Consider the following 12,779-nt stretch of genomic DNA (forward strand, 5'->3'; position numbering starts at 1 on the left):
AAAAACATGAAATCAAAACAAAATTTATTATCTTTATATTCTTTTATAATTTACTCTGTTATATATATTCCTATTATCATATTAATAGTGTTCTCCTTTAATGATTCAAAGGTCAATGCAATGTGGCAGGGATTCACTTTCAAGTGGTATTTGGAACTTTTTGATAACAGCTCCATAGTGACAGCAATGACAAACAGCCTCATGGTTGCTTTTGTAAGCGCCTTGATTTCCACAGCCATTGGTACACTGGCAGCTGTTGGAATGTACAAGTACAAATTCAGAGGCAAGACAGTGCTTGATGGATTGTTGTATGTTCCAATTATTATACCGGAAATTGTAATGGGCATAGCACTTTTAATGTTCTTTTCACAGCTTAAAATACCAACTGGAGCACTTACATTGATACTTGCACATACGACATTCAGTGTATCCTATGTGGTCATTGTAGTAAGATCCAAACTTGAAGGTTTTGATCCTTCCCTAGAAGAGGCCGCCATGGATCTTGGTGCAAAGCCCCTTGAAATATTTTATAAGATTACTCTGCCGCTCATAGCTCCCGGAATACTGGCCGGTTCGCTTCTGGCATTCACATTGTCAATGGATGATGTGATTGTAAGCTTTTTTGTTTCAGGACCAGGCTTTACAACTTTGCCGCTGCAGATATTTTCAATGGTCAAATTTGGAGTAAGCCCTGAAATAAATGCTTTGTCCACATTAATGCTGATTTTTACATTGAGCATAGCTCTGTTTTCAGAAAAACTTCGTTTTAAAAGTGATAAAGAAAAAAAAGTAAAAGAAAGAATAATATTAAAGGAGAAAATAAATTTGAAAAGAAGTATTAAAAAAATTGCTGCATTGTTCATTGCAGTATTGATAATAGCAGGAGTATTTACAGGCTGCAGCAAGTCAGAAGGCGGAGCTGGTGCAAAAAACGAAGAAGTATTAAATGTATTCAACTGGTCAGAATACCTGCCTGAAGAAGTAATAGAAAAATTTGAAGAAAAGTATAATATCAAAGTAAATTACACCACATACGCATCAAATGAAGAGATGCTTGCAAAGCTAATGGCAGGCGGAGCTCAGTTTGACATAGCTGTTTCAACAGATTATATGGTTGATGTTATGAGAAATCAAAATTTGATTCAGGAAATAAACATGAACAACATCCCTAACTACAAAAACATAGGTGATGAATTCAAGGGATTGGCCTTTGATGCTGAAAACAAGTATACAGTACCTTACATGTGGGGCAATGCAGTTGTTGCTGTAAACACTAAAATGATTGATACTGAAATCAACAGCTATGCAGATCTCTGGGACAGCAAACTTAATAACAGCATGGTTGTTCTTGACGACCAGAGAGCAATTATAGGAATAGCTCTGAAGAAACTTGGGTATTCATTCAACGAAACCGACCCTGCCAAGCTTGAAGAAGCAAAAAATGAACTTGTTAAGCTGAAAGACAACATTAAAATATTTGATTCTGACAGCCCCAAAACTTCTCTTATAAACGGTGAAGCAGCTGTTGGATATGTCTGGGGAGCAGAAGCAGTGCTTGCTCAGCTGGAGAATCCGGACATCAAGGTTTTCTTCCCAGAAGAAGGATTATATTTATGGCAGGACAATTTTGTAATTCCAAATGGTGCTCCTCACAAGGATAATGCGGAATTATTTATAAATTTCCTGCTTGAGCCGGAAATAAGCGCAGAAATTTCAAAGAGTTTCCCATATGCAAATCCAAACGTTGAAGCTCACAAGCTCATGGATGCTGAAACTCTGGATAATGAGGTTATTTATCCCGATTCAGAAATCATTAAAAAGGGAGAACACTTAAGAGACCTTGGCGAAACAACAGTAGTTTATGATGAAATTTGGACTGAATTAAAAAGCAATTAACATAACAAAAGCTTCGCAATAATAGCGAAGCTTTATTATTGAAAAACGATGGAATATTACATTTATTGTTCTCCATAATATCTTCATAATTATGATGTACAATATATTTAGAATTAAATTGAAGCTTATACAATTTATTTCTCCCCCAATATAAGTAAAAATAAGACCGAAAGGTCTTATTTTTTATGATTCATTAATGAAATATTATTATTTATGATTTCATCTCTTGGATGAGGCGGAATATTAGTAACTTTTTCATCAATAGGAACGCCTTGAACAATTTTATTTAAATTGTAAAAAAATGAAGCTTTAATTTCCGGAAAAAGCCGTATATTTAATGTGGTTACTTTGTAATAGCCCTCACTTTCTATTGTCAAATTATAAGTTGTAAAATAATATTCAGGACCCTTAATTAAATTTCCTAATTTATGCGCTATGGGCAATTCTATTATGGTTGGATTTTTAACTATAACAACTTTTTCTACTGGAATGTGAAATTCGTCACCCTGCCTTGCATATATTGTCACAACTGCATCGGTTGCGATATCCTTGCCGAGATTTTTAGTTACATAAAGTTCCAGATATCCGTATTCAGTATTAACAGGAACTTCATTATTGATGATACCAAGAGCTGCATTTATTTTATTATAATAATCAATATTTCCATAATTAAAATAACTGTTGTACAAATTTGGCTTCTTACAATCCATTATAATCTCTCCAATATATTTGTCTCCCATAATCATTATATGTTATTTTAAAATAGATGTAACTTTTTAAATCAAAAAAGAAAACCCTAAAGTTTTCTAATGTTATAATCAAAATAAACAAATTTGTTCATTTATATTTTTTGTTTCAAACTCCTTTAAATAAGCAAATACATTGTTTGACCCGACCAATATATTATGTTTATGACATTCGTGATAAAGTATCTTCATAAGCTTGTCATTATTGGTACTATGACACTCATAAGAATTTCCAAATACTTTCATATATTTCTGTTTCATACCCGGAAAATGTTCATCCAGCTTACTGTAAAAATATTCTCTATTGCCTTCACGCATTGTAACTCCAATGCCAAAACATATAATTCCATGAACTTTAGCCTCAATGCAGTAATTGATGAGTGTTCTAAAATTTTCTTCCGTATCATTTATAAAAGGCAAAAAAGGACATAACCAAACAACCGTTGGTATTCCATTTTCATTGAGTGTTTTCAATGTTTCGAATCTCTCTTTTGTAGTGGAAACATCAGGCTCTATAATGCGGCATAAATTTTCATCAGCAGTAGTAAGAGTCATTTGTACAACACATTTTGACTTTTCATTTATGCTTATGAGCAAATCTAAATCACGTAATATCCTATTTGATTTTGTTAAAATAGAAAGTCCAAAACCATATCTATCTATTATCTCCAGGCATTTTCTGGTATACATTATTTTTTCTTCAATATGAATATACGGGTCGCACATGGAACCTGTACCTATCATGCATTTTTTTCGCTTTCGCCTCAATTCATTTTCAAGCATCACAGGTGCATCCATTTTAATTTCAATATCTGTAAACTCATGCTTCATTTGATAACAGCTGCTTCTGCTGTCGCAATAAATGCAGCCGTGGCTGCAGCCCCTGTATATATTAATTCCGTTGTTAGCTGACAAAATAGACTTGTATTCCTTGTAATGCATGAAACCACTCCTGATTAACTTATTTCAATATGAGTTACCAATAATTTAAAATTGCTATTTCAATTACTACTTTTCTTCGGATACTTTTTTCCATACTTTCAAACTATTATAACACATATATAAAGACTGCGCAAACAATTGTTCGCCATATAGTGGCTTGCTCATTGTTAGTATTTATTTATTACTACTTTAGTTCAAACTAGATTTTAATTTACTTGATTTAAAAATAAAAAAGCTCTTTGACAAATAAAAATCATCAAGAACTTTCAAAAAATCATATTTCGTATATTATCTAACGGCTACAAAATATACGGCTTTTTCATATTCGTCTGAACACTTATTATTCAGCCCTATTGTTTAATTCAAGCTGCGCACTTTGGTTTTCTTCCTTGCTTTCACAGCAGTCGGACTTTTTATTGTTGCCTCGTCCTAGCATCATTGGTATCATTCCAATCATCATAATAGGGCATATAAATGGTGCTATTACTGCCAATATCCTGCTGGAGCCAGGGCTAAATCTTGATATAAACGGTAATGCTGCAAAAATTAATATTGGTAACCCACAGCAAATAATCATATGAAGCATGTGTTTTATTGGACTATGATTATGTCCCTTATTATCGTCTTTATTTCCATGACAGCTCATTTTATTTCCTCCATCGTACTTTCGAAATTTATATTTCTTAATTTTGAATTACATACCGATTGTGAAACATATTGGTAATATTGTTAATCACTTACTTCTTGTTTGTATTGTTGGAAGTTTGTACATTTATATTTTTTGGTCTATTTAAATCGCAGCAATCAAGCCTTCCGCTTCCGAAACTTTTTTCATTTTCCTTTGCCAATCTTTCAAGCCAATTCTTAATAAATTTAAACATTATACCACTCCTCTTTTATTTTTATGAACCCTTTTTTACTATATCCACTACATAAAAAATTTTATTCATCCATGCCTTTTATTTATTTTATCAAGATACTATGGAGAAATTATGAAGTTTATTAATTAAATTCTAGTGAACAAATATAGAATTCTTAATATAGCGCAAAACTAATTTAAATGTTATTGAAATTGGCAAATCAATTTTAACTAACAAATGTATATGATGCAAGAATAAATGATATTTTTTAAATCATTACCGCAACTATATAAATAAGTTGTTCATACTGTATTTGTCACATAACCTACACTTGAGGAATTAATATAGCATTAAGTGATGTTACTATCTGTTGAATTCAATTATTACGCTAGTTCCTTTTCCAACTTCACTATCTATTTTAATGGTTCCTTCATGTGCTTCCACCAATGCTTTTGTAATTGTAAGTCCTATGCCGGTTCCCCCGGTTTGGCGATTTCTTGATAAATCGCTTCTGTAAAACCTCTCAAAAATATATTTTAAATCTTCTTTTGGGATCCCAATACCTGTATCATTTACTGTTATTCTGATTTTATCTTTTATTTTTTCAAGAAAAATACTGGCAGATCCATTTTCATTAGTATACTTAATTGCATTAGAGAGAATGTTAACGAAAATACGTTTTAAATAATCCATGTCTCCCATCATATAAACTTCATTTTGAATTTTCTTATTTAAATTAATATTTTTATCTAAGAACATAGGCTCATAGCTGTCTATAATATCATTTAAAACAACCGATAGATTTATTGTGCTTAACTTAAGATTTATTTCATCGTCCTCAACTATAGATAATTCTGATAATTCATCAATTAATTTTGTTAATCTGATTATTTCTCCATGAATAACAGAAAGCCGTTCATCATTTGGTTCCCACACTCCATCCATAAAAGCCTCTATATGGCTTTGAATGGCTGCAATCGGAGTTCTCAATTCATGTGCTATATCTGTAGTCATCCTTTTTCTTAAATGTTCCTGATAGTTCAATCTTTCTGCAAGCTCTTTAACCGATACGGACAATTCATATAGTTCAAATGTGTTAGTATTAATGTCATTTAATGATTTATATTTTCCTTGTTCAATCAGTTTAGCATTTTCTTTGATTGCATAAATTGGGTTTAAAAACTTCTTTGATATGCGAGTACTGGAACGTACTGCAAATATGAAAGTCAGTACTGAAGCTAGTGCAAATATGCTGTTTATTGTTACAATAAACTTTTCATCTTCTATATTAGAAATGATGCTTTTTGGGCGTCCCACATCGATAGTCCCTATTTCTGACTCATTGTATATAAAGGGATAACTTCTAAAGGAAAAATTAGCTTCATTATTGCCATATTCATCTACCATACCGTATAAAGTGCCATAGGAGCTGCTGTTCCAGCTTATATTATTGTTCTTGTCCCTTATTTGAATGATAACATCTTCACTGAATGCATAATGCATTATATTCATCAGTGAATGAGAATTCAACTCTTCATAATCGCTGTATACGCGTTCCACGTATTGAACTACTTTCAAATCATCTCTGCTTCTTGAATCTCTGATATAATCCGAAAAAAAATAATTTATGCCTATATTTGAACTAATTGTAATAAATGCAATAGATAATATTGAAATCATTACAAAATACTTCCGTAACTGTTCACTTATTTTAATCATGTTATTCTCCTTCAAACTTATATCCAACCCCATAGACAGTTACAATATATTTGGGTTCTTTTACATTGTTTTCTATTTTTTGTCTCAAATTTTTAATATGAGTATCAACAGTACGGTCATATCCTTCAAAATCATAACCAAAAGCCAGACTTACTAAATGACTTCTGGTAAAAACTTTGTACGGATTCTGTGCCAGGGTCAATAATATTTTAAACTCATTTGGTGTTAAACTTACATCATGTCCTGCCTTCTGGACAATATGTTTAGGAATATCAATCAGTAAGTCCCTATTATTAAATTCCAGGGCATCAGTTAATTCAGAATTGCCTTTTGTTCGTCTTAGGATTGCTCTTACTCTTCCAACCAGCTCTCTGGGACTGAATGGTTTTGTCAAGTAATCGTCTGCTCCTATATATAAACCTGTAACTTTATCATCTTCTTTGCTTTTGGCTGTCAGCATTAAAATAGGTACATCAGATTCCTTTCTGATAAGTTTGCATATTTCCTCTCCTGAAATATCAGGAAGCATTAAATCAAGAATTATAAAATCAGGTTCTATGTCGTGAAACAGTTCAATAGCTTTATTTCCACAGGCTGCTGTATATACTTCGTATGTTTCCCGTAACAGGTAATCTTTTATAACATTCGAAAGATTAATTTCATCATCAACAACTAATACTTTTTCATTCATCTTTTTCACCATAGTTTTTCAAACCAACTTCATATTGCCAAAATTAAATTAGAGTGGTTATATTATACTCATTTATTCTAATAATAAATCATGTAGTTATTATGAATAATTGCATTTAAATATATTTTCTTTCTCCATAACTTCTCCATAAACAATAATTATAATTAGTTATGGATTTTGAATTGTCAGATCAAAGCGATTTAATCTCCCTCCAAATATAGTTATGAAAAAATAAGACCTGAAGGTCTTATTTTTATGCGACAACATCTATATCAATATCATTTTCCTGATTGTTTGTATTGCTTTTAATATTAACAATAATTCCGTTAGGCATACAAACAATAGTTTCATACTCTTCTTTTATCCATCCTGTTTTTGAACATATCTCTTCAGGGCATATGTCTTTGTTCATTTCTAACATCCTTACAGCCCCATTCTTGACTTCTATGAAACCTGTATTTTCTCCAAATTTAAAGCTGTAAGTATTTGCAGCTTCCTCAGTTAATAATAACTTTTCTACAATGTTGCCATTTACTTTAATTTCAATTACCTTCGCCTCATCTTTTGTACCAAATAATACAGCTAATCCTAACCATGCAACACTTATAATAATAAGTGAGCATATTAATATTTTATCCCATAATGTCATTTTGCTTAACATCTGAATTTTCCTTTCAATATTTCAAGTTATATAATTAACAATCAATTATAAAATAAAAATGTGAAGAAGTTATGTATCTTTAATGGCCACATAAATTTAAATTTACAAAATCTTTAACAAAAATAAAAAATGGACATATTATGTATTAAGATAGATGTCCACTAAAACATAACAACATACATCGTTCTATCTTTGATATTAATTAATAGGGTGATAATTAAATTATGGAATGTCCATTTTGTTGTTTTTTAAAAAATTATACAGGACGATTTGTAGGTATAGGCTTTGTATGCAACTGTTGTCTTGACACAACTCAGTACAACCACGTTTATGGATTTGGTTATCTGAGAAGACGGTCTTTTTATGGTGACAGCATTAGATTGTATGATGCTCCAAGGGATGGAAATGTAATATTTACTGCTAATTGTGATGATATATTTGAAGTTTACTTTCCACCTAATGATGCAAACGGACCTATGAGTATGGAAGAGCTTAAAACTATAGTTGAAGAAAAGGAAAAGAACTCATTTTCTAGATTCGTCAGCACAAAAGGGGGAGAAGGCAAATGATTGAACATGAAAATAATTGTAGTATTTGTGATAATCTCTTGAATGATTATAGCGGAAGACTCGTATCAATAAAAACCAAATGCCCATCCTACTACTATGCTGAAGGACGAATTTTAGATATAAGAGACAATCTTGTTATAATGGAATTTAGATATGGCGGAATAATAGTAATTTGCTGTGACAATATATGCTACGTTCGACCAATAGAAGCATAAAATTAAAAATTATAACGAATAGGTAAATATCTTAATTAAAAAATAATGACCATGTATGATTTTAAATTATGAGATATCATATATGGTCATTTTGCATTTTTTTATTCGTACCTATTTTGAACTTCTCTATGTCTGTCGAATATAAAATTTTTTGATATAATCAATATGGTAATAAATATTACACCCGCTGCAATCATCCACAATACTGGTATTGATATATAATTTATTATGAAGCTATTTATTAAAGAACCTGTTAATCCGCCCATTTGCAATACTAATGAGTTTACTGACAATACAGAGGCTCTGATATTACCAGGAATTTCACTGTTTAATATAACATTTTCAGGAATATTTGACATTCCTAAAAACAAATATATTAAAGTATAAAATACAATAAACGAATATGCATTTAACTGAAGAGCTGCAACAATCAATGAAGATACAAGCATAGTTCGTAGTATTAAATACATTTTTTTAAAGTCTAAATTATACCTTTCAATAATTTTTTCTGATATAATGCTTCCAAATATACTTGATGCAAAATACAAAAATGATATAATTCCAAGAAGCCAATACATGCTGTTATCAGGCAAAAGCGAAGTAAAATGTGGCTGCCAATATGTTTCTATGGTTAATAAGAAAAATCCTGTTGCAAATGCAGAAATAAAAATACACTTTATAGTTCTGTTTTTTATTACTATCAATGAACTGTCTTTAATATGATTTTTTAATGATATATTCTTTTTTATATCAGATTTAGAATTTTCAGAAATAAAAACAACAGATAATAACAGCACTATAATAATTAATAATATTTCTGCAACCAAGTTTAAATCAAAAGTTCCAATATCTACAATTAAGCTTTGCGAGAACTTAGGTAATACTCCTCCCGTCAATGCCCCTAAAGATAAACCCAGTGAATCTAATACAGACAGGCGAACGGTAATTTTATGTAACTTATCCTTCCCAAATGTTTCAATATAAGAATCTATAAACAAAGCATCAAATGAACCGGAAGAAAGAGCTCTGCTGGTTCCATAAAATATTATACCAATACACAAAAAAATCATACCTTGGCCAATAAGAATAACTGAATATCCAAAAAGTGCAACAATCAAAGACAGACAAAATATTTTTTTCCTGCCTATTACATCGGCTAATATTCCTGTGGGCAGTTCAAGTACTACTACAGTTAACGAATATATTCCCATGATTATAGATATGTTGCTTAAAGAAGCACCTTTATCAATTAACAACAGGCTTAAAACAGGTACGAGAAGACCCGTTGATAATGATCTTAGGAATACTATTAAGGAATATAATTTCACCCTCATTTTTTACTCCTTCACCTGATTTTCTATTAAATCTGCCCTGTATGCTATTAAAGCATATTCAAATGGGTGAGAAGCTTCAGTTGATTTAGAATGACTGTTAATAAAATTATTTACCATGTCATACAATTCATTTGCTTCTTTTTCAGTCAAGTGAACAACCCCTGATAAAATATCAGCCAATTTATTTCCCTTGTTAAATTCATCTGTTAGAAGTGCTCTTTTATATTTTATTAAATCTTGAAAACCGTTGTATGTTTCATAAATCATATTTCTTGCTAAAATATCACGTTCTTCTGATAGTTCATCATTAATACTCTGCCCCAGGCTGATTGTTTTGTCAGTTATTGTTAAGTACTTTGCTGTTATACCATTTATAACTTCACAATGGTCAGTTTCTATAATCCCTAATTGCTCTAATAGCTTTATATGATGACGAGCAGATGAAGGCGTTATGTTTAAATTATCTGCAATATATTTTGATGTTACAGGTCTTCCTTCGACACGCATAAATTTCATTATTTTTTGCCTGATTGGTGACATTACAACTTTAAGATCCTCATCTGATGCAATTACTATTTTATCATTTACCATGATAACACCTCCGAAACATCGTTACAATTATTGTAACATTACATTAATTGTTTTGTCTAGAGAAAAATAAAAAATATTATAAAAAAACATGACTTCAATTGTCATGTTCTTTATAATATTTTTTACTTAACTTAATATAAACTTTTTAATCAATTCATTTAATCTTTCTACCTGTGATGCCAGTTCTACACTATTTGCTGCTGACTCCTCAGCTGAAGCGGCATTTTCTTGGACCACAGATGATACCTGTTCAACGCCAATTTTTATTTGTTCTATAGCTACCGCTCCATCATTGGCCATATCAACTATGTTTCCTATCAACCTGCTTGCTTCTTCAGTTGCAACTACCACTTCTTCTAAATATTTCCCTGTTTCTTTAGCTAATGTTGTTCCATTGCTAATAGCCGAAAGTGAATTTTCTATTAAATCTGTAGTTTCCTTTGCAGCTTCTGCTGACTTTCCTGCTAAGTTTCTTACTTCATCAGCTACTACTGCAAATCCCTTTCCTGCAGCACCTGCACGTGCGGCTTCCACTGCTGCATTTAATGCTAAAATATTAGTCTGGAAAGCAATATCATCTATTACCTTGATTATTTTTCCTATTTGCCCTGATGTCTTGCTTATTTCATTGATAGCTATTAACAGCTCCTGCATTTTAGCATTCCCGTTTTCAACTTTTTCAGAAGCTTCTAGTGATTTGTTCCCAGCATCTTTAGCTTCATCTGCTGTATTTTTAACTCCATCAGCAAGCACAATTATTGAGGCTGATAATTCTTCTATTGAGCTTGCTTGTTCTGTGGCTCCTTGTGAAGTTGCTGATGCTCCGCTTGCTATTTGTTCTGCTCCGCTGTTAATAGCTTCTGATGATTCTTTTATTTCTCCAATTACTTGTTTCTGCATTTCACTGACATTAATCAATGCATTTTTAAGTTTTTCAAATTCTCCGGTATATTCATATTTTAAGTTCCAACGTATATCTCCATTTGCAAATTGATTCAATACTTCTGAACTTTCATCTATATAGTCAATGTATTTCTTTAACCTGTCTGTTAAGCTGCTTATTGATTCTGCTAATTTACCTACCTCATCATTTGAAGATACATTTATTTCAACATCAAGGTCGCCATTAGCCAGCTTGTCAGTTACCCTTTGTATCTGCACTATTGGTTTTGTCATTTTTGTTATCAATATAAATATTAAAGTAAGTAATAATATTCCAACAATTAAAAAGATAAAAATAACTTTATTTGATAAATCTTCAGTAGCCCGTGAAAATTCTTTTTCACTCATAGATGATACCAGCTTCCATCCAGTATCTCCTATAACATCCAGGCTGCCAACATGCTTTTCTCCATTTTCTTCATACTCAATTAATTCAGTATTGCTTTCTCTGATAGCAGATACTAATTTCTCATCAAACCCAACTTCTGTAACATTCTTCAGTAACTTATCAGCATCTTTGCTATAAGCTATATTATTGTCACCTGTTAAAAGTGTAAAATATCCGCTTTCGCCAAATTTATTGTCACCTGTAATTTGTTCAAGTTTATCAATTAATATATCAACACATACTTCTCCAATCACCTGTCCATTTACATTTACAGGAACTGATAATGTAACCGCCATGGAGCCAGTGTTAGAATCCTTATATATTTCTGACACATGCTTTAATCCATCCTGAAGCGTCCTATAATATGCTTTTTGTGTTAAATCAACATCTTCTTTAACAACAGTCTTTGATGATGTTACATAACTTGATGGACTTTCTTCGGCTACATAAACAGAGCTTACAACTCCATCATATCCCTTTTGAGCATCTTTCAATATTGCTATTACATTGGCAAAATCTTTATTTGTTGTTACACTTGTTCCATTTTGAGTGCTGATTAAATAATTTTGAACCGTTGTGTTATTTGATACCATTTCTGCTAAAACTGTATAGCGTTCAAAAAATTCATTTGCTTCTCCACTTACCCTCATAGCTTTTTCTAGCAACAATTCCTGCTTTGTCGTTTCATATTCTGATCTTACACTAGATGAAATTACAACACCACTTATGGATAATAGCACTAAGCATGCTATAAATATTGCTGTTACAAGTTTTCCTCTAATAGTTCTTGCTTTCTTGATTTTTTTGAAGCTAATTTCATCTTTGACAATTTTGTTTTTAATAAATTTCATGTTTTTACCTTTCTCTCTGAGCTGCTTTTTTTGTGTGTACAGCATATATCGGCAAAAGCATTAAATTATTTACAAAATTAATAATACATTTTATTCCATTTGAAAAATATTTTCTGCACAATTAAATGTTGCACAGGTAAATCCATATTATTTTAATAAATATTTTTATGCTGCAAATGTATTCGACATTTAATGCTTAAATTGTAGTTTAAAATAAATATATGAACAAATGTTGAGCAGTACATAATATAGTTTTTCCTCAAATCCAAATTTTGTATATTCTATGAAATTGTAAATAATAATTCATATTTTTCTGATACTTCTATTCATATTAATTAAATTAATCCGGGTATGAAATCAATTATGTTGGTTTT

Annotated in this window: 13 protein-coding genes; 3 read left to right on the forward strand and 10 right to left on the reverse strand. The window is 31.2% G+C overall.

Annotated elements, in window-relative coordinates; all coding sequences use genetic code 11:
- The first annotated feature begins 6 nt into the window (after positions 1-6).
- Complete coding sequence (locus LY60_RS09735) at positions 7-1,896, forward strand: extracellular solute-binding protein (RefSeq protein WP_145082952.1); 1,890 nt, start codon at positions 7-9, stop codon at positions 1,894-1,896.
- A gap of 176 nt (positions 1,897-2,072) precedes the next feature.
- Here LY60_RS09735 and LY60_RS09740 read toward each other — a convergent pair whose 3' ends face one another.
- The 7 genes from LY60_RS09740 to LY60_RS09765 all read right to left on the reverse strand — a co-directional run bounded on the left by LY60_RS09740 (position 2,073) and on the right by LY60_RS09765 (position 7,515).
- Entirely contained in the window at positions 2,073-2,606 is a 534-nt protein-coding gene (locus tag LY60_RS09740; protein ID WP_170226162.1) for a hypothetical protein, read from the reverse strand.
- Between the two features lie 108 nt (positions 2,607-2,714).
- A complete protein-coding gene (locus LY60_RS09745; protein WP_145082871.1) occupies positions 2,715-3,584 on the reverse strand; it encodes an SPL family radical SAM protein in 870 nt (289 codons plus the stop codon).
- Positions 3,585-3,924: 340 nt separating this feature from the next.
- The gene (locus LY60_RS09750; RefSeq protein ID WP_145082873.1) at positions 3,925-4,230 is read right to left on the reverse strand and encodes a hypothetical protein; all 306 of its coding nucleotides are present in this window, start codon (positions 4,228-4,230) and stop codon (positions 3,925-3,927) included.
- Between the two features lie 91 nt (positions 4,231-4,321).
- On the reverse strand, positions 4,322-4,465 hold the full coding sequence (locus tag LY60_RS18045; RefSeq protein WP_170226163.1) for an LDCC motif putative metal-binding protein: 144 nt from the start codon (positions 4,463-4,465) through the stop codon (positions 4,322-4,324).
- A gap of 342 nt (positions 4,466-4,807) precedes the next feature.
- Positions 4,808-6,163, reverse strand: coding sequence for a sensor histidine kinase (locus tag LY60_RS09755; RefSeq protein ID WP_170226164.1), 1,356 nt, complete (start codon positions 6,161-6,163; stop codon positions 4,808-4,810).
- Position 6,164: 1 nt separating this feature from the next.
- The gene (locus tag LY60_RS09760; RefSeq protein WP_145082877.1) at positions 6,165-6,854 is read right to left on the reverse strand and encodes a response regulator transcription factor; all 690 of its coding nucleotides are present in this window, start codon (positions 6,852-6,854) and stop codon (positions 6,165-6,167) included.
- A 253-nt stretch (positions 6,855-7,107) separates the two neighbouring features.
- Positions 7,108-7,515, reverse strand: a complete 408-nt coding sequence (locus LY60_RS09765; RefSeq protein WP_145082879.1) for a NusG domain II-containing protein — start codon at positions 7,513-7,515, stop codon at positions 7,108-7,110.
- A 224-nt stretch (positions 7,516-7,739) separates the two neighbouring features.
- Here LY60_RS09765 and LY60_RS09770 point away from each other — a divergent pair, with 224 nt between their 5' ends.
- The gene (locus LY60_RS09770) at positions 7,740-8,084 is read left to right on the forward strand and encodes a hypothetical protein (protein WP_145082881.1); all 345 of its coding nucleotides are present in this window, start codon (positions 7,740-7,742) and stop codon (positions 8,082-8,084) included.
- Positions 8,081-8,299, forward strand: a complete 219-nt coding sequence (locus LY60_RS09775) for a hypothetical protein (RefSeq protein ID WP_145082883.1) — start codon at positions 8,081-8,083, stop codon at positions 8,297-8,299. The genes LY60_RS09770 and LY60_RS09775 overlap by 4 nt, the downstream gene beginning before the upstream one ends.
- A gap of 101 nt (positions 8,300-8,400) precedes the next feature.
- Here the strand turns inward: LY60_RS09775 and LY60_RS09780 are convergent, their stop codons facing one another.
- The 3 genes from LY60_RS09780 to LY60_RS09790 form a co-directional block, all read right to left on the reverse strand.
- Positions 8,401-9,633 carry an MFS transporter gene (locus LY60_RS09780; protein WP_145082885.1) on the reverse strand — a complete coding sequence of 411 codons (1,233 nt, stop codon included), beginning with the start codon at positions 9,631-9,633 and terminating at the stop codon, positions 8,401-8,403.
- Between the two features lie 3 nt (positions 9,634-9,636).
- The gene (locus LY60_RS09785) at positions 9,637-10,224 is read right to left on the reverse strand and encodes a winged helix-turn-helix domain-containing protein (RefSeq protein WP_145082887.1); all 588 of its coding nucleotides are present in this window, start codon (positions 10,222-10,224) and stop codon (positions 9,637-9,639) included.
- 126 nt (positions 10,225-10,350) lie between these two features.
- The gene (locus tag LY60_RS09790; protein WP_170226165.1) at positions 10,351-12,405 is read right to left on the reverse strand and encodes a methyl-accepting chemotaxis protein; all 2,055 of its coding nucleotides are present in this window, start codon (positions 12,403-12,405) and stop codon (positions 10,351-10,353) included.
- Positions 12,406-12,779: the final 374 nt, after the last annotated feature.

Origin of the sequence: Sedimentibacter saalensis (assembly GCF_007830175.1) — a bacterium.
Classification (GTDB): Bacteria; Bacillota; Clostridia; order Tissierellales; family Sedimentibacteraceae; genus Sedimentibacter; species Sedimentibacter saalensis.